This is a genomic window from Novosphingobium sp. FKTRR1 (assembly GCF_020404405.1).
Lineage (GTDB): Bacteria > Pseudomonadota > Alphaproteobacteria > Sphingomonadales > Sphingomonadaceae > Novosphingobium.
The window spans coordinates 26,104-50,059 of sequence record NZ_JAIZDA010000021.1 but is presented as its reverse complement, the minus strand read 5'-3'; the positions used below and the strand labels follow the sequence as shown (position 1 = coordinate 50,059).

Genomic DNA, 23,956 nt, shown 5'->3' with positions numbered 1-23,956 from the left:
GCGCGGCTCAGCCCGTGACCGGATCGGGCGTGGGATACCCCTTGACCACGGCATCGATCGCCACGAGCTGGCGCAGAAACGGCTCAAGCTCGGCCAACGGCAGCGCGCTTGGCCCATCGCACAAGGCGCTGGCCGGATCGGGGTGCGCCTCGACAAACAGACCCGCGATGCCGACCGCGATCCCGGCACGCGCCAGCGCAGAAGCCTGCTTGCCGCGCCCATCGGCACTGTCGCTGCGCCCGCCCGGTTTTTGCAGGGCATGGGTCACGTCGAACACGACCGGCGCCATCGGTTTCATCAGGTCGATCCCCAGCATGTCGACCACCAGATTGTTGTACCCGAAACTGCTGCCGCGTTCGCACAGCAGTACCCGCTGGTTGCCCGCTTCGGCGCATTTGATCAGGATGTGGCGCATTTCCTCGGGCGCAAGGAACTGCGGTTTCTTGACGTTGATCACCGCGCCTGTGCGCGCGATGGCCACCACCAGATCGGTCTGTCGCGCAAGGAATGCGGGCAATTGCAGGATATCGGCCACTTCGGCCACGGCCGCGGCCTGATAAGGCTCGTGCACATCGGTCAGCACCGGCACCCCGAAGCGATCCTTCACTTCGGCCAGCAAAGCCAGCCCGTGTTCCAGCCCGGGCCCGCGAAACGAGCGGATCGAACTGCGATTGGCCTTGTCGAAGCTGGCCTTGAACACGAACGGCACGCCCAATGCCCGGGTCACGCCGACGAAATGTTCGGCCGCTTGCAGCAGCAAATCGCGGCTTTCGATCACGTTGATCCCGCCGATCAGCACGAACGGCCGATCGTTGGCGAAAGTGACCGCATCGGTCAGGCTGATCGAGCTTGCCGTCATCAGCGGATACCGCGCTGGCGCAAGACCGCTTCGATCGCGGGAATATCTTGCGGATTGTTCAATTCGATGCAGTCCCAATCCAGCGGAGCGAATTCGACCACGCGGATCGGCTGCCCGGTTTCGAGGAAGCGCAACTGCTCCAGACCCTCCAACTCCTCAAGCGGCGAAGGCGGCGTCGCGACATAGGCCGCCAGCGCCGCCGGTCGATAGGCATAGACGCCGAGGTGAAGGTGCACGTGCGCATGGCCATCCGGGCGCTCGGGCGCGACATGCGGCACGACCCGCTTGGAAAAGTACAGCGCCCGGCGCTGCGCGTTGAACACCACGGTCGTCCCGCCGACCCGTCCGACCGCCTGATCGCCGACAAGGTGGGCATAGAGCGAGGGTGAACAGCGCACCGCCGGTGTCGTCATCACGGCCTCGGCGTCGGCCGCCAGCGCTGCGACAAGATCGCGGACCACGAAATCGGGCGTCAGCGGCGCATCGCCCTGCAAGTTGACGACGATCGGCGCGACCGGCCCGAGCGAGTCGATCGCCGCCGCGCACCGCTCGGTGCCATTGCGGCACGCGGCCGGCGTCATCACCACCTGCCCGCCGAACCCGTGAACCGCATCGGCGATACGGTCATCATCGGTCGCCACCCAGACTTTTGCCCGATCGGCGATGGCGCAGGCGGCCATCCAACTGCGCTCGATAAGCGGGCGCGCAGTTCCGTCCGCGCCGCGCAAGGGCGCAAGCGGCTTGCCCGGAAAGCGCTGCGAGGCATGGCGCGCCGGGATCAGAATGGCGAAATCGTGGTTCATTGATCAATCACAGGGCCGAACCGATACAGGCCTTTGCGCTTTGCCCACTGTGCGCCATCGCACAATCAGGCCAGACCGAACCGCAAAAGGTCGTGGATATGAATGATCCCCGCCGGCCTTCCCGCGGCACCATCGTTCGGCTCCACCATGACGAAGGCGGCCGTGATCTGGTTGTCGTTCAGGAACATCAACGCTTCGCCAGCGGTCATGTCCGCCGGCAAGACCTTGGGCATCCGGGTCATGACTTCACCCGCGCGGGCGGATTGAAGCACCGCAAAATGGCGCCGCAGATCGCCGTCGGTGATCACGCCGACCAGCCCTCCGCCCGGATCGGTAACCCCGACCAACCCAAAGCAGCCCCGGGTCATCACCGCCACCGCCTCACACATGTCGGCATCGATCGGTACGAGCGGCAAGCGCTCGGCGGCATGCATCACCTCGGCCAAAGGGGTGAGCGCAAGGCCGATGCTACCGGCCGGGTGAAGCGCCTGCAGCCGCTGGCGCGACACGCCGCGAAGATCCATGACGGTCATCGCCAGCGCATCGCCCAGCGCCAGTTGCATGGTGGTTGACGTGGTTGGCGCGCCGCTGGTGGCGCAGGCTTCCGGCACTTGCGGCAGGATCAGCGGAATGTCGGCATAGCGGATAAGGTGCGATTCGCGCTGTGCGGCCATGCCGATGATGGGAATGCCGCGCTTGCGGGTGTATTCGAGTACCGCGCGCAACTCCGCCGTGTTGCCCGAATTGGACAGCGCCAGCAGCACGTCCCCTTCGACCAGCATTCCCAGATCGCCGTGCGCGGCCTCACCCGGGTGGACGTGAATGGCCGGGGTGCCGGTAGCAGCGAAGGTGGCAGCCAGCTTGCGCGCGATGTGGCCGGACTTGCCCATGCCGGTGATGACAAGTTGCCGCCGCAATCGGGCAATGGCGTGGCAGGCATCGACGAAGTGCGCGTTCAGGCTTTGCTCAAGCAGGCCAAGCGCCGCAGCTTCGGCCCGAATGACCGCCCGTCCGCGTTCCAGAACCGGCTGCACGGCAAGATCCGCATCGTGAGCCAACCGGTCGATCAAGCGAAGCCTCCTTGCAAGATATTTCGCAGATGCGAAGTATCAGACGAGCCGGTTTTTAACCACCATCAGCACGCTTGCAACCACAGATGCCACCAGATTGCCAATTGTTAAGCCGAACTACTTAGGGACTGACGGCAGTCCGACCGTTACGTGCGACGAGCCGTCTTGCGCCGCAGCATCCGCAGCAAGATCACCCGCGCCACCTGCCATTCGCGACGCGCAAAGGCCCAGCGCAGCAGTTCGCGGTGTTCGCTTTTCGCCAGAATCCGGGGTTCGATGCCGGCCAGCAAGCGCGCGGATGCTGCACCATCGATCAGGTCGACCAGATTGAACACGCCATGGAAGCCGAAGGGAGAGCCTGTCTTCGGTTCGCGCTCGAAGGCAAAGCGGCGGGCCAGCGCCTCGGGCGCAAAGCGGATGCCATGGGCGGCTTCCAGCCAGCTGCGGGCGGTGCGGCAGATGAGTTTGTCTTCGGTCGCGCCGGAGTCGGCGAACCTTTCCGGCAAAGCCCGGCACACATCGAGCAACCGGCGAGAGCGCAACGAAAATCCGCCGTTCCCGACTCGGCAATCGTCGTCGAAATGCGGCCAGACAGCGCCGATGTAGTCATGATCGAGAAACGACGGCTCCCATGCAGCCGGATCGAGTACATAGCCGTCCCATTGTACCGACAGGGCGTGGCTTGTGGACACGTGGTCGGCCAGTTCGGACAACATGAACCGGGAGTATGCGTCGCGCGTGGTAAGTGGCGCGATCGCGTGCCAGGCGACTGCATCGGCGATTACCGCAGGTGGCGGCTTATCGCTGCACCATACCGCAGCGCCGAACCGCACCCTTTCGAGCGAGCGGTGCATGGCATGCGCGGTGGCCTCGATCGCCACGCTGGTGACGGCAACCAGCGTGACCTCGGGCAGATGCAGACGTTCATCGCTCACGATGACGGTGCTCAAAAAGCCATCTGGCATTGCTCGCTTTGCCAACGGAACAGCGGGCTGAACCACGGATCGCGGTATCCCACGGTCCCCCACCGCGCGCGCAAGGTTGCCGTTTCGCGATCGAACCGCGCCTGCTGCGTGGCATTTCGCGCGATGCCGCGTGTCTTTGATTCATGATGGATCAGCGTGGCGGCAGGCACGACAAGGTTGATCAGCCCCACCTGCTGCAACCGCAGGCAAAGATCGACATCGTTGAAATCGACAGAAAAGCTCTCTTCATCCATGCCGCCTGCCGCAAGATACTTCTCCCGCTCCACCACTAGGCAGGCCGCAGTCACCGCAGAAACCCGCCGCCTTGCCGCGTGCCAGTTCGCCAGCTCGGGTTCGTCGGGGTGCACGCCCTTCTGGACGTGCCCGGCCGAACCGCCAAGGCCGATGGCGATCCCGACGTGCTGGATCGTGCCATCGGGGTAAAGCAGCCGCGCCCCGACCGCGCCGATCCCCGGCGCGACAGCCTCGCGCACCATGCTGCGCAGCCAACTGCCATCAAGCGGTTCGACGTCGTTGTTGAGCAGGCAGACCAGCCGCCCCCGCGCCATATGCACGCCCAGATTGGTCAGCGCGGCAAAGTTGAACTCCCCCGGACAAGGCACCACCCGCGCCCGCCCACCGCGCACCAGTTCGGCAAACAGGGCGTGGGTTTCGGGCTCGACGCTGTCATTGTCGAGCACCAGCACCTCGACCTCGGCAGGATAGTCGAGGCGGCTTATGCCATCCAGACACGCCTGCAGGATGCCCGCCTGATCGCGCGTTGGCACGATCACGCTCACGCTCGGCCAGGGACTGTCAGGCGTGGCCGGACACCGCAGCCCGAAGTCCGTCAACAATTGCTGGCGCACGCGCTCATCGACCAGTGGTCGACCTTCTGCGAGATGGGTCAGGATCAATGGGAGATGTACAGGTGTCAGCGCGCCAAGGCGCTGCACCAGCGCCAGTTGCAGCGCAACGACGCCGCCACCATCGGCCTGCGCTCCGGCCAGAGTCGGGGATGCCAGCACCGCCTGCGCCGCATCGATCCGCACCAGCGCCGCACTTCCGAGCAGATCCAGTTCTTCCAGCAACAAGCTGTCCCAGTCGGGCTTGACGACGGGATCGGTACGCCTGCCCGCCGCCAGACTGTCGCTGTCCCAATAGAGCAGCGGGGAGGCAGCCACGCCCTCGCCCGCAAACGCGTTCGCCAGAATGCCGCCAAACGCGCGTTCAACGCGGTCACCCGCGCGCAACGCCAGCAGGTGGCTGCACCCGGCCTGATGGGCCAGCCGGACTACGCTTTCCAGATCGGCGGGTGCACCCGATTGGCGGCTGAAGATCACCCCATCGGGAAACGCGTCGATGAACGAGGTCACACTGGCGGACCGTCCGGCGCGATCATCGTCGACCACGAGGCAGGCCACCTTGGGCGCGGTGCGAGGGCGGCCATCGACGCCCTGCGGTACCGGCTGCGACCAGTCGGCAAGCAATGCCGGTTCGGCCCGCGCGATCCAGCCGTCATACCAGTCCGGACAAGCCTTTGCCGCAGCGTTGAGCCGGTTCAGCCCGCGCACGCGCCTGCCGCGCAGCATGTCCCACATGCCGCCAAGCGCCAACCGGGGATCGCCGCGCAAAGCCAGCCCCGCGATGGTGCGCAACGCGCGCCAACCGCGGCCACTGTCGCGCTGCGGCCCCGTCAGGGACACGCGGTTCAGGCCGACGGGTTCAGAACCTTGCGATCCTTCCGCACTCACCGCCTGCGCAACCGGCGCAACAGCAACCAGCTTGCGGCCCGATGGCGTCTCAGCATCGGCGTTCGCGACTTCGGCCTTGTCGCCGATGGCCTGTCCGGTCAGGGTCGCCTCAGTGCGCCGTGCCCCACTGCCAAGAGGATCAGGACGCACCAGCGGGCCGATCAGTTCTTCAGCACCTGGACAGCGCTTGTGACGGTGACCAGTGGCGTGAACAGTTGGCTGATGATCTGGATCAGCTTGCTCGGCTGGTTGGCGCGGGCATTGCCGATATAGAGCACGTCCTTGTCGCGCATCTGGAACCGCTGTGCGAGGAAATAACTGCCCGCCTGCATCATGTTCAGATGGTAGACCACCGGCCGTTCGGCCCCATCGGCACCGGTCTCATAGCGGAACACGAACAAGGCGCGCGGATCGCCGACGTTGGGATTGGTTCCGCCTGCCTGCGCGATGGCTTCGGCGAGCGTCACCACGGGAGCGGCGAACGGGATCAGATCGACCCGCCCCGATGCGCCCATGACCGACCACGAACGCGGCGCCCGGATGACAGTGATTCGATCGCCGGGGTAGACGCGCGGCTGCGCGGGGTCAGCCAGCAGATCGCTGAGCCGGAAGTCGGCTTCCTGTGCGCCCCGGCGGACCCGCACCTTCAGATCCTTGGATTCGCCACGCCACCCGCCAGCGAGCGCGATTGCATCGGGCAGCGTTTCCTGGTTGGTCGTCAGCACCAGCCTGCCTGGCTTGGCGATCTCGCCTCCGACGATCACCGAGTTCGTGACCACCTCGCGCAGCGTGACCAGCACTTGCGGGTTCTGCGACATGCCGTGCAGCGACTGGCGGATCAGGCCGCCGATTTCTGCGGTCGAACGCCCGGCCACATGCAGACGGCCGCCATAGGGCACAAGAATGTCACCCCGGTCATCCACCTTGGTGGGGGGAAGCCGCTCCACCTTGACCGCGCTGTCGAACGCTGCCGCCGCAGCTAGCGATGCGGCGGGAGTCGATCCGAACAAGGTCACCCCGGCTTCATAGACCGCGACATCGAGCACATCGCCGGGCCCGACCACATCGGTTGCAGGCGTTGGCAGATCGGCAAGCGTCGGTCCCTTGGGGGGCTGGGCCGCCTGCACCACGCCGGCGTCCGTCACTTCGACGATCTGAATCTGCGGGCCGGTTTCCGCACGGGCAACCGACGCACGAATCTGCGACCCGGTCGGCCCGCTTTCGGGGAGCGAAGCACAGGCGGTGCAAAGCAAGGCAAGACCAAGAACCAGCGAGCGACGCAGCGATGCCGGCCGGGATCGGTTATCTCTGCAGGAATGCATAAAAAATCGGGAGCCTTGTGGTGAATGCGTTCATGAGTCCGCGCCCTACCACCCGAACACGAGTTGGGACAACGCCTGTTTCCCTCCAAATCTGAGAAGACTTGTTCAGCAAGAGGTGGATTCTTGTCAGGCTTGATGCCAAACCCAAACATGTAAGCTGCTCAGATTCCGAGTCATACCCATTAAAGCGCATACCTGTTTAAACACGGCGGCCAAGCTCGCCGGAATTCGCCATACGACTGCCTCGAGCCGGGGCGCTGAACAGGACTTGTCCGGACAAACCCCGATGCGCCGCGTGTTGCTTTTCCTATTAGTGTGCCTGTTGCGTCCGCGCGCCATGGCAGCAGCAGCTTGGTGGTTCGTGTGCGGCCGTCGGGTCCGGGCACGCAACATCGCAATACGGGCAGCGGGCTCAACGGCACTGAGCTACCAGATCTGGCTGGCCACGAATGAGCAGCCTTGCCCGGCAAACCCGGTTGCGGCGGAACGGACGGCCAGTTTTTCCATTCTGCTGCTGGGAGACGCAGCCGACAAGCGCCTCGTTGCAGTCACCCTGCAGTCCTTGCAGCGCCAGCGTGGACCGTACCGATGGGAATTGCTGGTGCGGTCGGCAGGGGATGAAGCGGTACAGCGTCAGCCGCAAGACCCGCGGATCAGGTTGATAGGGGCGAGCACGGCCAGGGACTGGGTCACTGAAGCCGTAACCTGCGCTACGGGCGAATGGGTGATCCCCCTCCACGCTGGCGACAGGTTGGCAGATGATGCCCTGGCGGCACTGGATTCGGCGGCGGCGCAAGCGCAAGCCTCCGTCATCTATGGAGATTGCGATCTCGTTTCGCGGTGGGGACTGCGCAGCCAGCCATGGTTCAAGCCAGCGTTCGATATCGAACGGTTCCTTGCACAGGATACCATTTCGCAGGCATGCGCGATCGCATTGCCGACAGCCCGGGCGGCCGCCACGGCGGCGCACGGCCATGCCGGCTGCACCGCCTACGCGATGCTGCTCGACGCAGTGATCTGCCAGCAAGCGAGCGTGCTCCACATCCCTCGCATTCTGGTCCATGCGGCAAGGCACAGGCACGAGGATGCCGTGATTGCCCGCCAGACGGCCGTTGCCGCCGCCGCCCGGACCGGCGGACAAACCGCCGCCCTGAACGGTATCGCACACGTCACGCCCGGGCCGTTCGGCACCTTGCAAGTGCACTACCCCTTGCCTGAGCCTGCACCGCACGTGACCATCGTGATCCCCACCAGGGATCGGGCGGATATACTGCGCACCTGCGTCGAAAGCCTGATTGCGCTCACCCGGTATCCGGCGTTCGACGTGTTGATCGCAGACAACGACAGCCGCGAGGCCGCTGCGCTGGCGTACCTAGACCAGCTGACCTCTCGGCTCAACGTGCGTGTCATGCACTGGCCAGGTCCATTCAACTTTTCGGCAATCAACAATTTCGCGGTGGCCCAGACCCGGGCCGACTATGTTTGCCTGCTCAACAACGATACCGAAGTGATCGATGCCGACTGGCTTCACGCCTTGATGTCAATGGCAGTTCGGGACCATGTCGGGGCGGTCGGACCCATGCTGCTTTACCCCGACGGCACGATCCAGCATGCCGGAATAGTCATCGGCATGGGTTCTGCCGCAGGGCACGCGCATCGCCATCAGGCCCCCGAAGAGCGGGGATACTTTGCGCAAGCACATGTCACCGGCCGGGTCAGTGCGGTGACAGCGGCGTGTCTTGTCGTCGCCAAGCACAAGTATGACGCTGTTGGCGGACTTGACGCCACCGATCTTCGCGTCGCCTACAACGACGTCGACTTCTGCCTGAAACTGCAGCAGGCAGGCTGGCAGAATATCTACGTCCCCTATGCCCGGCTCATCCACCATGAATCGAAATCGCGTCCGAGTGATCTGTCGACCGGCCAACTGGATCGATACAGGGCCGAGCTTGCGACTTTGCAGGAACGTTGGGGGACCGCCGACTACATCGACCCCGCGCACCACCCGGTTCTGGATCGTGCCAGCGAAATCTACCAGATCGACCTGTCCGCTCACCTTTCAGGCGCACCGCGATGACCCGATTTTCTGATCTTCTGCCCGGCGTTCCCCCGCTGGAGACACCCTATTTCGAGCAATTGCTACCCGAACTGGATCTTACCGTGTCCGAAGCGGTGACCGCACGCGCGCTGCACGAAAAAGGGTACGCCACCATCGACTTTCCCGACCCCGAAATCGCGCAGCGGATCGATCGGATCAAGTCGCACCTGGCACCACAATTCGGCATCGACCCGGCCAACCCTGCCGGTGTCGGGGCACAGGGCCAGCGGGTCCAGGACGCCTGGCAATTCGACGATGACGTGCGGGCGATCGCCACCAACCCGGCCATCATCGATCTGCTATCGCGGCTATATGCGCGGCCTGCCTTCCCGTTCCAGACGCTGAACTTTCCGGTCGGCACGCAACAACCGCTCCATAGCGATTCGATCCACTTTTCCAGCCAGCCAGAGCGGTTCATGTGCGGCGTATGGCTGGCTTTTGAGGATATTCACCCCGATGCCGGTCCGCTGAACTATTGTCCCGGCTCGCACAAGTGGCCGATCATCACCAACACCATGCTCAATCGACCACGCCATGACGAAAAGGGCCCTGATGCCCAAGGCCCTTACGAAGGCGCCTGGAACGCGATGGTCGATACCAGCGGTCTGCCGGTCGAACGCTTTCTGGCGCGCAAGGGGCAAGCGCTGATCTGGATGGCAAACCTGTTGCACGGTGGCAGCCCGCAAGCCGACCCCAACCGGACCCGGTGGTCTCAGGTGACACATTATTACTTCAAGGACTGCACGTATTACACGCCGGCTTTCTCGACCGAACCGCTCGGCAAGCTCGACTTGCGCAGGATTGTCGACATTAGCACCGGTGAAGTGGTGCCAAGTCGCCTGTTCGGTGAAGAGCTTGCCGTTCCCGCGGTGGGAAAAGGCAGACGCATCTGGCCGCTCAGGCGCAGGGCGACCGCCGCAGCGCCCAAGCCTGCAGCTCCCGAGCGTGCCGAACCAGCGCAGCCACAATTGCCAGCCGACTTCGACAGCGCCACCTATCTCGAACTCCATCCGGATGTGGCCGCCGCTGGCGAGGATGCTGCCTCGCATTATGCGCGCTATGGCAGGCGCGAGGGGCGCAAATATCGTTGAAAGCATGGGTGCCTGCGCCGGTCACAGCCACCGGGGCAAACCAGATTGAGGAAGATGACACGATGGCGATGATGGGTCTTGCGCGCAAACTGGTGGGCGCCAGAAGGCGGCCTTTGGACGCATCCCTGGCCTATCAGGATCATCTCAAAGCGATGCTCCGGCTGCACCCGCATGACCGCGACCTTGCCTTTGCCGAAGGTGTCGGATCAAAGACCGTCGAACTGTTCCGGTCACAAGGCGATGGCCATGTCGCCGTGTTGCGCCATCACGGCCTGACCGATGGCATGGCGGTCTACGATCTGGGCTGCGGCTGCGGCCGAACCGCCCAGGCATTGGTGCGGTCGGGCTGGCAGGGCCGATACATCGGCGCTGACATCGTACCTGGCTTCATCGACGAGTTGCGCCGCAAATGTCCCGGCTATGTCGCGCACGTGCACAAGGCACCGACGCTGTGCGCGGACGACGCCACGCTTGACATCGTGTACCACTGGTCGGTGTTTACCCATCTGCCACCCGAGGAATGCTTCCTGTATCTCGAAGATTCCTGGCGAGCGCTCAAGCCAGGCGGGCGCACGGTGTTCTCGTTTCTCGAAATCGGGGAGCCGCTCCATCAGGACGCCTTCATGGCGCGCGTCCGCCTGCTTCGCGCGGGCAAGCCGACCGGGTTGCTCGACACATTCCTTCACCGCGACTGGATTTGCCATTGGGCCAGGCAGCTTGGATTTTCAGAACCCTCATTCACCAACGGCGCGGACGAAAGCCATCACCCGGCCTTCTGGCAAACCCTGGTCGCAATGCAAAAGCCGGCTGCCTGAATTGACCCGGCTTCAGAACGCGGTCCATTCTGTACCATCGCATTTCACGAACGTCGGGCGGGTGCCGCCTCCGGCCCTGATGGACTTGCGGGCGCCCGTCGTCCGTGGGGCATCGGTCACAAATGCGATCATGCCGCCGCCTGCGTTGCCACCACATCGTGGAAGATCGGCAAACCGGGCCGGTGCCAAGGCAAGCACTTGCGTATTGGTCGCAAGATAGCGCGCTCCTGGCGATCCTATGGATCTGCTCAGATCCGAACCTGGCAAAAGATCGCCGCCGACAAATGCGCCATCGGCTCCGCGAATCTTCGCCACATCGACGCCGGCCGGATCCACCACCTCCAGGTAGTTTTTCCAGGTCGCAGGGCCGATACTGGCAATCCGCAAGCCCGCCGACAGACCATTGCCATCGGCCGCCTGCAAGACCAGCCCATATTCGCCACCATCTCGCGGATTGACGACCCCCAGTTGCGTGCGCACCGCGCGCAACGGGCGCCCCGCCTCGTCGGCGGCGAATGTGTAGGACTCGAGCGTCGTCGCAAAGCCGTTACGCACTCCGACATTGGCGAGCATTGCGGCCGTGTCGCCGTGCGCCTGCCGGATCCAGACGCTCAGGCCATCGGCTTCGCCGGTGATGCCAGAACGCGCCCATTCGGGCCGGACATTGACGAGGGAAAGCGCGTAACTGCCGTTGGCGGCAGTCGAAATGCCAGGACCCGATGGCGGCCCTTTGCCGGCATCCTTGACCTCGATCGTGCGCGCGATCTGTGCGGCGCGGCGGACACCGGAAAGCACCACGCAGGTCCGCTCGCGCGCCGTCGCTCCTGTTCCGTCCGGCGCGATGCCAACCAATCCGCCAGAGCGAGCGGGTTCATGTTCCGGCTCGCAAGGGGTTTCCACGGCATCGGCATTGGGCAGATCAGCAACGGTCGTGGGGGTTGGATGCGCCTGCGAAATCGCACCGCCCGTGGCCATGGCAAATACAATCGCGGCAGCGCGCAGCGTCGTCGGCAAGGTGCCCGGAAAGATCAACATTAGGCTCATCCTGGTGGCATTTCGCTATGGGCAGGCACGGCTTTGACGGGTACTTGCACAGCACCCGCTCCTGCCGGACTACTTGCCCTGCCGGAATGCAATCGACTAGTGGGGGACCGTCGGCGAGAGCCTCGGGCTACCCTTGTGCAGTGCATCATTTGATCATAAAGCTCCGAGCGGGGTCAGCCTGGCTCACGAACAAAGTGTCGGAAAAATGGATATTTCTAGCCCCACCCATTTTGTAAAGAGCTCGCCAGCAATCGGCAGTTCGACCATTGGATTTTTTCGCAAGCGCCGTTGGTTCATCCTGTTCGTGATCATGCCGACCTTGTTCGCAGCGATCTATTACAGCGTTATCGCGTCCGACATGTATGAATCCGAAGCTCGGTTCGTCATCAAGTCACCGGCCGCCAAGCAGCCACAGGTCTCGAGCATCGCCAACCTCATCCAGTCGACCGGCCTGTCGTCGGGGTTGGAGCAGACCAATGAGGTTCTAGACTATATCAAGTCGCGTAACGCGCTGCAGGACCTGGACAAGGAAGCCAACGTGAGGGCGCTCTTCACCCGCCCAGACATAGACTGGTTCAGCCGGTACCCGATGCCCCTGCGCCAGGATCGCTTCGAGAACCTGTTCATCTACTATGGCAAGATGGTCTCGGTCCGGATGGACCATGACACGAATTCTGCCGTGTTGACGGTGAAGGCCTTCACCCCGCAGGACGCGCGCGACCTCAACCAGCGGCTTCTGGGCTTGAGCGAGGCGCTGGTCAACCGGTTGAATTCGCGGGCACAGGCCAAAGCCATCGGAGAAGCCGAGGCGCATGTACGCGACGCCCAGGCGCGCGTCCGCAATGCCCGGCTGGCGCTGCGCACCTACCGGAATTCGCAGGATGTGCTCAATCCAACCGCCGAAGCGACCGGCGTGCTCGAGGTGTCGAACAAGCTGATTGCCGAACAGGCGACGTTGCGCGCTCAACTGGCCACGATGCAGCAAGTGGCGCCGCAGAACCCCGCAATCCCGGCCTTGCGCAGCCGCATCGAATCCATCGGCACCCAGATCGCCGCACAAAAGGGGCGCGCGGTCGGGACTGACTCGGGCCTGGCGTCGAAGCTCACGCAGTACGAGACGCTGCAGGTCGAACAGGAGTTCGCGACGCAGATGTTCACCTTGGCCAGCGCCACGCTGGAACAGGCGCGCACCGAAGCCGTCAAACAGCAATACTATCTCGAGCGCGTGGTTGAACCCGACCAGCCCGACATCGCCATGTATCCCAAGCGTTTGCTGAACATCCTGGTGGTAGCCGGCGCATCCATGGCGCTCTACCTTATCGGCTGGATGCTGATCGTCGGCATTCTCGAACACGCCCCCGAAGACTGAGCGGCCGATGGAAAAAGCCCTTAAGGCCTGGAAAGTTCAGCGCCGTGTCATCGTGGCCCTGATGATCCGTGAGCTGACGACGCGGTTTGGCCGCGAAAACATAGGCTTCCTGTGGGTGATGGCCGAACCGCTGCTGTTCGCCTCGCTAGTGGGATTGCTGTACAGCTTCATGATCGGCGATCAGGAACACGGGGTCGGCGTGATCGCATTCATCGCAAGCGGCTACATTCCGCTGACCGTGATGCGCAATTCGTTCGGTCGATGCGTGAACATCTTCGTTGCCAACAGCGCACTGCTCTATCACCGTCAGGTGCTGGTGCTGGACTTCGTGATCGTGCGCTTCATGATCGAAATGATCGGCGGGATGATGGCCTTCCTGTTGATCGGCACCATTCTGGCGCTGTTCGGCCTGTTTCCCATACCGGCGCATGTCGGCGACCTGCTGGCGGGTTGGTGTCTCTACATGCTGTTCGTCTTTTCGGTATGCTTGGTGATTGCACCTGCGTCTGAGCTTTCCGAAGCGCTTGAAAAGTTGCTGCCGGTGACGGTCTACGTGGCTATCCCGCTGTCAGGCACCTTCAATATGGTTTCCTGGTTGACGCCGGCCGCCCGCGACGTCGTGCTCTGGTCGCCATTCGTGAACGGCATGGAACTCATGCGATATGGCCTGTTCGGTGACGCCGTGCGCCCGTACTTCAACATCTGGGTGCCGCTGGGCGCGTCGGCGGGCGTCGCTGCGGTCGGGCTGGCACTGTGCCGACGGGTGCGCCGTATCATGGTGGTCGAATGATCTCCTGCATCAATCTGCAAAAAAACTATCGGGTTGGGCACAGCCAGAAGCGCGTGCTCAAGGGCATCAATTTTACCATCGCGCCCGGCGACCGGATCGGATTGCTGGGCCGTAACGGAGCCGGCAAATCAACGCTCATCAAGTTGATCGGGGGCGTTGAAGTGCCCACGGCTGGCAAGGTCCGGCGTGAAATGAGCTGCTCGTGGCCACTGGGTTTCCATGGCGGATTTCAGGGCAGCCTGACCGGGTATGACAACGCCCGGTTCATCGCGCGCATCTATGGTCGGGATTATGACTCGATGCGTGAATTCGTCGAGGACTTCACCGAATTGGGACGCCAGTTGCGCATGCCGGTGAAGACATATTCATCGGGCATGCGCGCGCGCCTGGCCTTCGCGTTGTCGCTTGCCATCGAGTTCGACTGCTATCTGATCGACGAAGTCATCATGGTCGGCGACAAGAACTTCCAGGACAAATGCCATGCCGAGCTGTTCGAGAAACGCAAGGATCGCGCCATCCTGCTCGCCTCGCACAGCCCGGACTCCATCCGCGAATTCTGCAATCGGGCTGCGGTGCTTCAGGACGGGCACATGCATGAATATGCCGACGTCGACGAGGGATTGACGATCTACGAGCGACTGTGATCGGCTCCGCGCGTGCCGGGCTGCTCTGCGATCAGAGAAACTTGCTCATGGTGCGGGCGATGCCCTCTTCAATAGAGATTTCGGGCTGCCAGCCGAGTACGGCGGCCGCGCGGTCGATGTTCAGGCAACTGCGCGGTACGTCGAACGCACGGCCCATGTCGAAACGGATCTCCAGCGGGGCACTGCCTGTGCTCGAAACGATATTGCACACATCGATCAACGACATTTCCTGCCCCGAGCCAATGTTTAGCACCGCACTGCTGCCACGATAGCAGGCGGCGGCGGCCAGGGCCGCGCCGACATCGTCGATGAACACGAAATCGCGGGTGGCGCTGCCGTCACCCCAGATCACGATGGGCTGGCGCGTCAGCGATGCCTTGATCGCTGCCGCAATGAACCCCAATCGCCGCGTTCCGCTTTGGCCGGGCCCGTATGGATTGGAGATCCGCAATATGACGACGGTGATGCCGTACTTTCGCCCGACCTCCAGCAAAGCCATCTCGGTCAGAACCTTGACCGATCCATAGATATTGATGGGTGCTGTCGACGCGTCCTCCGTTGTCGGGATCGGAGCGGCAGGTCCGTAGACAGTCCCGCCCGACGATATGAACACGAAGGTCTTCGTGCCGGCTCGGGCTGCTCTTTCTGCAATCTGGACGACCGGGAGGATTTCTTCGGTTATGGCACCGTGGACCGTTGCAAGGGTCGTTGCCGGCCCCAGGCTTCCCGCTGCATAGACGACGCAATCCGTACCCTCGACCGCCGCGCGCGCGGCATTGCTGGAAACATCGCCATACGACCAGACGATCGAATCGCCGCCGATTGGGGGAGGCGCGCGGGTCACCACGGTGACCGCAATGCCCTGCCGCTCCATCGTAAGAGCGCCGGCGGTCGCAATCAGGCCACCGCCGATTATGGTGCACGAACAAGGCTGGTTCACACTTCGACCTTCCGTGGATGGCGCAGAACCAATGATGCCAAGCGCCTGAACTGTGCTTCCGAAAATTGCAGGAGATACAATACCATCAAGCGCTGGTTACGCGGCCACGCAGGCGAACCTACCCTTAATGGCGGCAACCACCTCGTCAATCGCGCCGATCTCGACCTCGATGAGGTCGATTTCACCCGATTCGGCAAGGTCAGCCAGTCCGGTGGCGCCCGCAAAAGCGATCACCGGCAGATCGCGCGACGCAGCATCAAGAGCGACATTGGGCAGCGGGTCCAGTCGCGATGTCACCAGAAACACGTCGGCGGCATCCATCAGCAAAGGATAGAGCGGACCGGCCGGCTCGAAGTGGACGGCCATGGTACCGTCGGCGCCACGACTGCGTTCGATCTGGGCGTGAAGCCACACGCCGTACCCCATATCGTGCGCGCTGACCTGCTCACCGATCCACACAGAGACGAACTTTCCGCTTTCGCGCTGCAACTGGTTCCCGACCTGCAGAAAGATGTCGGTGCCCTTGCGAATCTGCACCTGCCCCGCCCCCAGGACAAGGATGGCGCCATCAAGATCGAGCCCGGTCGCTGCCGACACGGCCGCACGCGCCTCAGCCTTGGGCATGGTTCGTGCGTTGACGGAGGATGCTGGCTGGGGGAGGACCATGACCGTTGCTGGATCACGCCCAAGATCATCAAGCATGTATTGCCATGATTTGAGCAACTGCTTTGACGAAAACACCAACAGGTCGCATATGTAGATCACGCTCACCGCATGGATCATGTACTCAAGAAATTCGTGAACGAGGCACGTAATTCTGCAATTTTTTGAGGCCAGCGTGCGAATGAACGGTATGCAGGCGCTACTCGAAAATATTGCCTCATTGACTGCGTACTTCTGTTCGACATAGTCGGCGAAAAAGCGGTTGTCCTCATCCAGGTGGCTTGCCGTGATGACCACAGGGAACAATGCCCGCGCTGTTTCGATCAACGGGCCATCGCGCAACGACACGAAGATCACGTTGTGTGCGCCCTGCATCTCGCGTGCCAGATCGAGCCCCACGATCGGCGCTCCGGTCTTTGACGCTTCATGAACCCCGACCAGCGTGAACGGCCGCCCCTTGGCCAGCACGGCAGTATTGAAGTGGATGCCCGCCATCAGGCTGACATTGGTCACACGCCCTTCGTGTCGACCATGCTGGAGATAGTGCATGAGCGGATGAACCGGGTGGCCGACCAGATCAGGATATCGTTCCAGGTAGAATTTGGCTGAGAACCAGTCCGGGTCTCGGTCGATGGCCCGCAACGCCAAGGCCAGTGCGGACGGATAGCCCGGATCACGCGGCCCCACGGCCGGTGCAGGTATCAACCCCTCTTCGATCGCAACCTCATCAAGCGACGTCGCGATCAGGTGGCTGGCCAGGCTTGCCTGCCGGCCCTCTTGCCGACCATGCGCAATGTAGTGCGCCAGCGGACTGTCGACATTCACCAGATCGGTATTGATGGCCATGTAATAGGCCGGATCGAACAGCCCGCCGGGTGCATGGCCCGAACGCTCGCCAATCTCGACATAGTGCCGCGCAAGGTCTTCGACAGAAAGTCGCGAAGTGCCCTGCACCAGCCCCCGATAGAAATCTTCATCCAGCAAACCAGAACGAATGAGTGCGCGCGCCAAATTTAGATCTTTTGCGATCACCTGAACCGTATCCTGGCTTTTACGGGTACCCACCGGTGCAACACCGGCCTGCCCCCATGGGCATTGTCCATTTGCGGCAGCAGCATCGGGACAAAAGCATCTCGACGTGCAAATTGGATGGCATCGAACGCCCTGCCGCGCAAGGGGAACGCATCCCATTTTCGAGGTAACTGCACATCACTGCTTGTCCAAGTCAGAAGAGCTAGTGCCGCGCGATGCGTGCACTGCGACACAACCCGGCAATCGCGCGCGACGACGATGATCCAGATCGGTAGCAAAACATCGAACTACATTAAATAATTGTTATAGTTTAATTTTATTGCCAGACACCCGCGTCTTCGAGCAAATTATTGCAGTGCGGTAATAGACACGCTGCGCGGCAGTGCTCTATGCGTTGCCGGTGACGACAAGAACTGCGGGACGACCATTCGACCATGTGCGCACTGTTCCGAAGGCCATCCATCAAGCCCGCCGCCGGTGGCCGGCAACCCTGCCAACAGGCATCGCCTCGCTCCCCGGGTGAACCCTCGTCCATCCTGATCTGCAAGCACAAGGAATAGGGGCACCTCATGCACGATACGGCATATCGGATCGGCGGGCTGGTCATGGAAACCTACCTGCCGGCCACCCCCGCAAGCATTCTCGAAATCGGATCGCAGGATGTGAACGGCAGCCTGCGCGACCATGCACCGCGCAATGCCGCGTATGTCGGCTTGGATTTCGAGGCGGGCAAGGGCGTCGACATCGTGGTGACCGGCCTTGATGACTGGACCGTACCGGACGCTCATTTCGATCTGGTCATGGCCTCATCGGTGTTCGAGCATGACAAGGCGTTCTGGCAGACCTTTCTGGTGATGTGCCAGAAGACCAAGCCCGGAGGCCATATCTACGTCAGCGCGCCATCGAACGGCACGGTTCATCGCTATCCTCAGGATTACTGGCGATTCTATCCCGATTCAGGCCTTGCCCTGCAAGACTGGGCACGGGCTCAGGGGTTCGACATCCAGATGATCGAAAGCTTCATCTGCGAGCGTGAACAGGACGTCTGGAACGATTTCTCGGCAGTTTTCCGGATCGGCGGAAGTAACGCGGAACTCAACCGCGATTTCGTCCATGCAAAGGTCAGCGCGACCAACGTGCTTACCTGGCGGACATCGCAGGTGATCAACCCGGTGGAGGATTCGCAAGACACGCGCCTGCTGCGCGATGCGCGTGAGGAAACGCAGCGCTGGGTGCGCCATAGCGAGCACCTGAACGTTCTGCATGCCGGCGAGGCGCAGGCGTGGCAGGAAGAACGCATCCGCCTGCTGGCCGAACAGGCCAAGGCGCTCGAGGTCGAACAACTGGCCGTCGACCGCGAAAGGCAGGTTGCTGCCGCAAAGGTGGCGCAGCTCGAAGAGCAGATGCGCCAGGCCATCGAGCAGGAACGCCAACAGGCTTTCGAGATCGCCAGCCGGCTTGCCCAGCGCGACGAGGAAGCCGCGCAGGCATGGGCTGCCGCCGAGCGTCATGCGCAAGAGCGTGACCAGCTCGCCAGCGAGCGGGAGAAACTGCAGCGGGAGCTGACGGTGGCCAACGGCTGGGTCGAAAGGCTGGCGTTGACGCGCACGCAGACGGAGCGTCAGGCGGAAATCTTCCGGCGGACCCTGACGAAGCTGACCAAGGAGTTCGAGGAAGCAAAGCGGCAGAACCAGAGTCTGGCCGGGCAACTGGAACGCCTTGCCGCCCGCTCTGCGGCGATTGCGGAGCCGCAAACGCCGCCCGCGGTTTTCCAGCCTGCACCTGTCCTGGCAGAACCGCGTGCTGCCCCAGACATCGCCGGCAGGAAGCCGCAGGTCGCACCGACGGAAGACTCCGAGCTCGCCGGATTGCTGGACGAGTGTCATGACGAGATCGCCGCGCTGGGCGACATGCTGGCAAATGCGCAGGACCGGATCGCAGAACTGGAGGGCCAGAATCAATGGCTGCACCAGGTCGGCTGCTTCCTGCTGCTGCGAGGCAAATGGTGGTGGCGGTTCATGCCGCGCCGCTGGCAATTGGCGAAGCGGGATCGGCGGCTCAAACTGCGCAACCTTTTCGACGGCGAAGCGTATGCCACACGCTATCCCGATGTGTCATCTTCAGGCCAAGATCCATTTCGGCATTATCTGCACCACGGACTTTTCGAGAATCGACGGTACGACTGAGCCTCGAGGAGCGCTGCGATGACCACTATGGCGGACGAGATCCGGATTCTCGATGATTCCGGGTTGTTCGATGAGACATGGTATGCCCGACGATACCCCGACGTGACTCGCTCGGCGCTCGCACCAATCGAGCATTTCGTGCGTATCGGCATGCAACTGGGACGCATGCCGCGCGAAGGGCTGGACGGCATGGAGGCGATGCGCGTTGCGGGCCTGCGGCGCGCGACAAGCGTGCCGCAGGCCCGCATAACGGAGGAATTGCGGGCCCGAATCATGGGGACGCGGCTCTTCGATGCCGATTGGTATCGCGCCACCGTCGCGCCCGGCCTGAGCCCCGACGCGGACCCCCTGACCGACTACCTCGAACGCTCGTCGCTCGATCGCTCGATCGATCCGGGACCGATGTTTTCGACGGCTGGCTATGCCAGGGCCAATCCGCTCAAGGACGAAATGCCTCCCCTGATCCACGCCTGCCTGCATGGTATCGAAGAAGGCAGGTCGGTGTTCGATCCGCACAAGGTCGATGACTTTCTTGCCAGTGCAAACCAGACGATAGATCGCAATTTCGCTGCCGTTCTCGACCGCGATCGGCCGGTAGCGATCACGTACTGGAGCACTGGCAATTTCTTTTTTACCGAGATCGCCCAATACCTTGCGGTCGTACTCGGTAGGGCCGGATACGACACGGCCTGTCGGGCCGATCTCCCGCAAAGCGCGGTTCATGACGGACAGGTCGTCATCGTCGCTCCGCACGAATTCTGCGTTCACGGGATCGGCAACACCTGGGAATCGCACCTGCTGCGCGATGCGACCTATCTGAACACCGAGCAATGGCACACGACCTGGTTCACGCTGGCCTACAAGCACATCCTGCTGTCGAACAAGGTCATCGATATCAATCCGGCCTCCGCGGCCGGTCTGAAGAGGCTTGGGGCCGATACGGTGTTCCTGCCGATGGTGCCACTCGAAGGCACGCCGTTCGATGTGCCCGACACGCCGATCAGCTCGGCATTCGGCCGGTCGCGTTTTGTGCTGCCGCTGGGCTATCCGGACGCCTTGACCGATCGGCCGTATGATGTGCTTTTCGTTGGTGCGGCCAATCCGCGTCGCGAGAGCGCGCTTGCGCAACTGGCACCGGTTCTGGCCGACCACACAGCCTTTGTGCATTGCCCTCGGTTCAACGGCCCGGTCGGGCCCGACGACCCGGATATCATGCGCACATCGGACGTTGCGCAGATCGCGCGGAATGCAAAGATTCTGCTGAACATTCATCAGGGGGAGAGCCGTTATTTCGAATGGCACCGCCTGTTTCTTTTCGGATTGATGGAAGGGTGCGTGGTCCTCACCGAACCGAGCCTGCCCAACGCCTTTGTCGAGGCGGGCACACATTTTCTCGAATGCGAGATTGAGGAAATGCCGGGCATGCTCCGCTGGCTGCTGGAAAGCCCGGAAGGAAACGGCGAACTGCAACGAATCCATGGCAACAACGCACGCCTGCGCCAGTCTGCGCTTGAATGGGTCCGGGGGCAGGCATGAAGACCCAGACGGCCAATGTCGTGTTCAGCACTGGGGACCTTGCCCGAAAGGTCTCGGACATCGTGCCTTTGTACAACTACGCCAACTACATCGCCGAAACGCTCAACTCGGTCGCCGGCCAGTCGCTCGATGATCTGGCGCTGATCGTGATCGACGACGCCAGCACCGATGATTCAAGACAGGTTGTCGAAGCGTGGATGCACGCCAAGCGCGCATCCGGCATGGCGATGAGTCTGCTGGCCAATGATGGCAACGCGGGGTTGGCGGTCACCCGCAACACCGGGGTGGCGCACGCCCAATCCGATTACTGCTTCTTCCTTGACGCCGACAACCTGCTGTTTCCCCGCTGCCTGGAAAAGCATGCAAGGGCGCTTGATGCCAGGCCGGATTGCGCCGGAGCCTACGCAATCATCGAGGAATTCGGCAATGCCACCTCCCTGATCGGCGCAAATTCCTTCAACAAGGAGCGGCTGAAGCGAGGCAACTACATCGATGCGATGACGATGCTTCGTCGCGATACGGTGGAGGCATTGGGTGGGTTCCATCCGATCCGCCACGGCTGGGAAGATTATGACCTTTGGCTCAGGCTTTGCGAAGCGGGAGAGGAACTGCTGCTCGTTCCCGAAGTGCTGTCGCGCTACCGCAATCACGCATCGTCCATGCTGCGCCAGCAGACAAACATCGATGAGTCGATTGGGGAGTTGACGCAGGATATGCGGCGACGCCACCCCTGGGTGCAGTTGGAAACACCGATACCGCGGCCGCGTTGGCGTGACCCGTCAAGGCACCGCCGCCAGCGTGCCCTTGGCAGAGCGCCGGAGCGCGCACCGGCGAACCCCATCGCCTCCGGGGCTGCCGTCCCGGCGGCCAAGCCCACACCATACAAGCTTTACGAGCAAAAGATCTTCGCGAAGCTGTCGTCCCTGGATACTCGCCAACCGCTGCCGATCGACGTCGCGATCGATACCGATTTCACGGGTCCGATACATGGCACCCCGTTCGACAGCTTCGTCTCGGCGCGGCAGCGCGAGGACTCGGAACGCCAGACCTTGCGCATGCTGGCCAGCGGCATCGTGGCGATCAATCCCGCACCCGGCGTACATGCATCACGGCGGGCTGATGGCACCCTCATCCGCTTCAGGAGTCTTGCCGCACGGGAAAGCACCATTGTACGGATGCCTTCCGACCTGCTGATCCACATCCATGCCTTCTACCCCGACGTGGTCGCCGAAATGCTCGCGTGTTTCGAGGGCAGAGCCCGCGGTGGCCGCTTCCTGGTGACAACGACGACGCAGAACAACCAATCCGTCATCAGCCGCATGCTCGATGATCATGGATTTTCGTCGAGCAAGACAATCCTGATCGAAAACAAGGGGCGCGACATTGGTCCGTTTCTGGATCACGTCATCGATCAGGCATCGGACAACGACGTTATCTGCCACATCCACACCAAAAAAAGTCCCGATGTTGGCGGCACGTATGGCGAGAAGTGGCGCAAGGCGCTCTATGGCGCGCTACTGAACCAGACGGCTGTCGATGCCTTCCGCGATCCCCGTCTGGGGTTGCTGTTTCCCGATACCCCACGGAGCGTGGGCTGGGGCAAAAATCGCGCATTCTGCGAACAGATCGGCGCAGCGCTTGGACGATCGCTGCCGCCCCACCCGGGGCCGATGCCCGTAGGCAACATGTTCTACGTCAGAAAAGCGGTCGCACTCTCCATGCAACACGCCACGCAAGGGGCAGTTTGGCCCCGTGAGCCGGTTCCCTACGACGGCACGGTTCTCCATGCCATCGAAAGGATGTGGTCCATGGCTTGTGAACATGCCGGGTATGACTGGGCGGCGGTCAGAGCGTTGTAAACCATGCGAACCCACCCCTTTCCAGTCCGGCCTGTTTCATGCTGATCAGCAGCGCCTTGCGCCTGATCATCATGATGCCCTGGAAATGTGCCAGTTCGACATTGCATGCGACCCTGGAACCTTACAACGACAGCAGGTACGATCGCTTCTTCAACTTCAACCCCGTGTTGCAACGGGTCACTCATCAGCACCTGACACTCGCAGACGCCATGATGCTGCCGGAAAGCAAACTTGGCTTTCGCATCGCGACCTTCGTCCGCAACCCCTATGATCGGGCCTATTCGGGCTTTCTGCAGTTGCAGCGTGATTTTCGCGACCAACCCCAGCTTACCTTTCAGACAGAATGGATCGGGGAACTTGTACGGCAGCAGATCGCTGACAACATGGAACTGATCATCCGGGCGGGGTTCGATTTCGACAACTGGCTGCAGCTGCTGCCGGAATGCTGTGTGCTGGATATTGGCCGCAACACCAACATGCCGCTGCACCCGGCCAACTACTGGACCCATCTCGATGGCAAGCAGGTAGCCGGATTCATCGGAAAAGTGGAAAATTTCCCGTTCGACTTCAGGCGCTTGTGCCAATTTGCCGGCATCGACGAGCCGCACACCCGATCCCAAAATGTCACGAGCGGCGAAGTCTTTGATCATGAATACAAATACGCATCCCGTATGAGCAAATATTCGCGATCACGCATAAACGCTTTGTTCAAAGAATATTTTGAATTGTTTGAATACCGAATGCTTGACTGATTGAAAAAGATAATATCTCCTCCATTGATTTTCACTCAAGATTGGGCGGTCACTTTCGACAATCGCGATCTTGTGTCATTTCACTCGGCCCTGCGCGCTCCTGCAGAATCGACCCTACTTGCTCTTGGCACCATGGTGCTTTGCGATCGGGTCATGAACATGAAGCGTTCGCTCGCTCGTTCGCGGCGATGCTGATGTTACGTTTGTGCATCTCTATATTTAAAAAGCGAATACCACGTCGACCGGAAGGCTGAGACCGGCGCGGTGCGGCTTGGCTGCATTGGGCAGAATTGGTGGCATCCAGACTTGACTCGAAAGTTTTATTTGCGAGGTAGCTTTCTCACTCAACTGTTTTTGCCATGAG

The 23,956-nt window shown here is 62.1% G+C and carries 19 protein-coding genes; 10 read left to right on the top strand and 9 right to left on the bottom strand.

Annotated features, from left to right (window positions below; genetic code table 11):
• Positions 1-7: 7 nt before the first annotated feature.
• From kdsA to LDN95_RS17105, 6 genes are all read right to left on the bottom strand, one after another.
• The gene (gene kdsA, locus LDN95_RS17130; RefSeq protein WP_226018790.1) at positions 8-859 is read right to left on the bottom strand and encodes a 3-deoxy-8-phosphooctulonate synthase; all 852 of its coding nucleotides are present in this window, start codon (positions 857-859) and stop codon (positions 8-10) included.
• Positions 859-1,662, bottom strand: coding sequence for a 3-deoxy-manno-octulosonate cytidylyltransferase (gene kdsB / locus LDN95_RS17125; protein WP_226018789.1), 804 nt, complete (start codon positions 1,660-1,662; stop codon positions 859-861). The genes kdsA and kdsB overlap by 1 nt, the downstream gene beginning before the upstream one ends.
• A gap of 65 nt (positions 1,663-1,727) precedes the next feature.
• Complete coding sequence (locus LDN95_RS17120; protein ID WP_226018788.1) at positions 1,728-2,732, bottom strand: SIS domain-containing protein; 1,005 nt, start codon at positions 2,730-2,732, stop codon at positions 1,728-1,730.
• A 146-nt stretch (positions 2,733-2,878) separates the two neighbouring features.
• On the bottom strand, positions 2,879-3,667 hold the full coding sequence (locus LDN95_RS17115) for a DUF5672 family protein (RefSeq protein WP_226018787.1): 789 nt from the start codon (positions 3,665-3,667) through the stop codon (positions 2,879-2,881).
• An 11-nt stretch (positions 3,668-3,678) separates the two neighbouring features.
• A complete protein-coding gene (locus LDN95_RS17110; RefSeq protein ID WP_226018786.1) occupies positions 3,679-5,601 on the bottom strand; it encodes a glycosyltransferase in 1,923 nt (640 codons plus the stop codon).
• Between the two features lie 11 nt (positions 5,602-5,612).
• Positions 5,613-6,596, bottom strand: a complete 984-nt coding sequence (locus LDN95_RS17105) for a polysaccharide biosynthesis/export family protein (protein ID WP_226018785.1) — start codon at positions 6,594-6,596, stop codon at positions 5,613-5,615.
• Positions 6,597-7,110: 514 nt separating this feature from the next.
• On the opposite strand from LDN95_RS17105, the gene LDN95_RS17100 reads away from it, so the two are divergent.
• The 3 genes from LDN95_RS17100 to LDN95_RS17090 all read left to right on the top strand — a co-directional run bounded on the left by LDN95_RS17100 (position 7,111) and on the right by LDN95_RS17090 (position 10,777).
• Positions 7,111-8,850: a glycosyltransferase family 2 protein gene (locus LDN95_RS17100; RefSeq protein WP_226018784.1), complete on the top strand. Its 1,740-nt coding sequence runs from the start codon at positions 7,111-7,113 to the stop codon at positions 8,848-8,850.
• Complete coding sequence (locus LDN95_RS17095; RefSeq protein ID WP_226018783.1) at positions 8,847-9,962, top strand: phytanoyl-CoA dioxygenase family protein; 1,116 nt, start codon at positions 8,847-8,849, stop codon at positions 9,960-9,962. Before LDN95_RS17100 ends, LDN95_RS17095 begins: the two co-directional genes overlap by 4 nt.
• A 113-nt stretch (positions 9,963-10,075) precedes the next feature.
• Positions 10,076-10,777 carry a class I SAM-dependent methyltransferase gene (locus tag LDN95_RS17090; protein WP_226018782.1) on the top strand — a complete coding sequence of 234 codons (702 nt, stop codon included), beginning with the start codon at positions 10,076-10,078 and terminating at the stop codon, positions 10,775-10,777.
• A gap of 12 nt (positions 10,778-10,789) precedes the next feature.
• Here the strand turns inward: LDN95_RS17090 and LDN95_RS17085 are convergent, their stop codons facing one another.
• Entirely contained in the window at positions 10,790-11,821 is a 1,032-nt protein-coding gene (locus LDN95_RS17085; RefSeq protein ID WP_226018781.1) for a hypothetical protein, read from the bottom strand.
• A gap of 133 nt (positions 11,822-11,954) precedes the next feature.
• Between LDN95_RS17085 and LDN95_RS17080 the strand changes: the two genes are divergently transcribed.
• The 3 genes from LDN95_RS17080 to LDN95_RS17070 are packed head-to-tail and all read left to right on the top strand — an operon-like array spanning position 11,955 to position 14,624.
• Complete coding sequence (locus LDN95_RS17080; RefSeq protein WP_226018780.1) at positions 11,955-13,190, top strand: Wzz/FepE/Etk N-terminal domain-containing protein; 1,236 nt, start codon at positions 11,955-11,957, stop codon at positions 13,188-13,190.
• Between the two features lie 7 nt (positions 13,191-13,197).
• The gene (locus LDN95_RS17075; protein ID WP_226018779.1) at positions 13,198-13,980 is read left to right on the top strand and encodes an ABC transporter permease; all 783 of its coding nucleotides are present in this window, start codon (positions 13,198-13,200) and stop codon (positions 13,978-13,980) included.
• Positions 13,977-14,624, top strand: a complete 648-nt coding sequence (locus LDN95_RS17070; protein WP_226018778.1) for an ABC transporter ATP-binding protein — start codon at positions 13,977-13,979, stop codon at positions 14,622-14,624. Before LDN95_RS17075 ends, LDN95_RS17070 begins: the two co-directional genes overlap by 4 nt.
• A 31-nt stretch (positions 14,625-14,655) precedes the next feature.
• On the opposite strand, the gene LDN95_RS17065 is transcribed toward LDN95_RS17070, so the two are convergent.
• Complete coding sequence (locus LDN95_RS17065; protein ID WP_226018777.1) at positions 14,656-15,564, bottom strand: NAD-dependent epimerase/dehydratase family protein; 909 nt, start codon at positions 15,562-15,564, stop codon at positions 14,656-14,658.
• A gap of 96 nt (positions 15,565-15,660) precedes the next feature.
• The gene (locus LDN95_RS17060; protein WP_226018776.1) at positions 15,661-17,211 is read right to left on the bottom strand and encodes a glycosyltransferase; all 1,551 of its coding nucleotides are present in this window, start codon (positions 17,209-17,211) and stop codon (positions 15,661-15,663) included.
• A 617-nt stretch (positions 17,212-17,828) separates the two neighbouring features.
• On the opposite strand from LDN95_RS17060, the gene LDN95_RS17055 reads away from it, so the two are divergent.
• The 4 genes from LDN95_RS17055 to LDN95_RS17040 are packed head-to-tail and all read left to right on the top strand — an operon-like array spanning position 17,829 to position 23,592.
• Complete coding sequence (locus tag LDN95_RS17055) at positions 17,829-19,445, top strand: bifunctional 2-polyprenyl-6-hydroxyphenol methylase/3-demethylubiquinol 3-O-methyltransferase UbiG (RefSeq protein ID WP_226018775.1); 1,617 nt, start codon at positions 17,829-17,831, stop codon at positions 19,443-19,445.
• A gap of 18 nt (positions 19,446-19,463) precedes the next feature.
• Entirely contained in the window at positions 19,464-20,981 is a 1,518-nt protein-coding gene (locus LDN95_RS17050; protein ID WP_226018774.1) for a hypothetical protein, read from the top strand.
• A complete protein-coding gene (locus LDN95_RS17045) occupies positions 20,978-22,840 on the top strand; it encodes a rhamnan synthesis F family protein (protein WP_226018773.1) in 1,863 nt (620 codons plus the stop codon). Before LDN95_RS17050 ends, LDN95_RS17045 begins: the two co-directional genes overlap by 4 nt.
• 38 nt (positions 22,841-22,878) lie before the next feature.
• Positions 22,879-23,592 carry a sulfotransferase family 2 domain-containing protein gene (locus tag LDN95_RS17040; RefSeq protein WP_226018772.1) on the top strand — a complete coding sequence of 238 codons (714 nt, stop codon included), beginning with the start codon at positions 22,879-22,881 and terminating at the stop codon, positions 23,590-23,592.
• Positions 23,593-23,956: the final 364 nt, after the last annotated feature.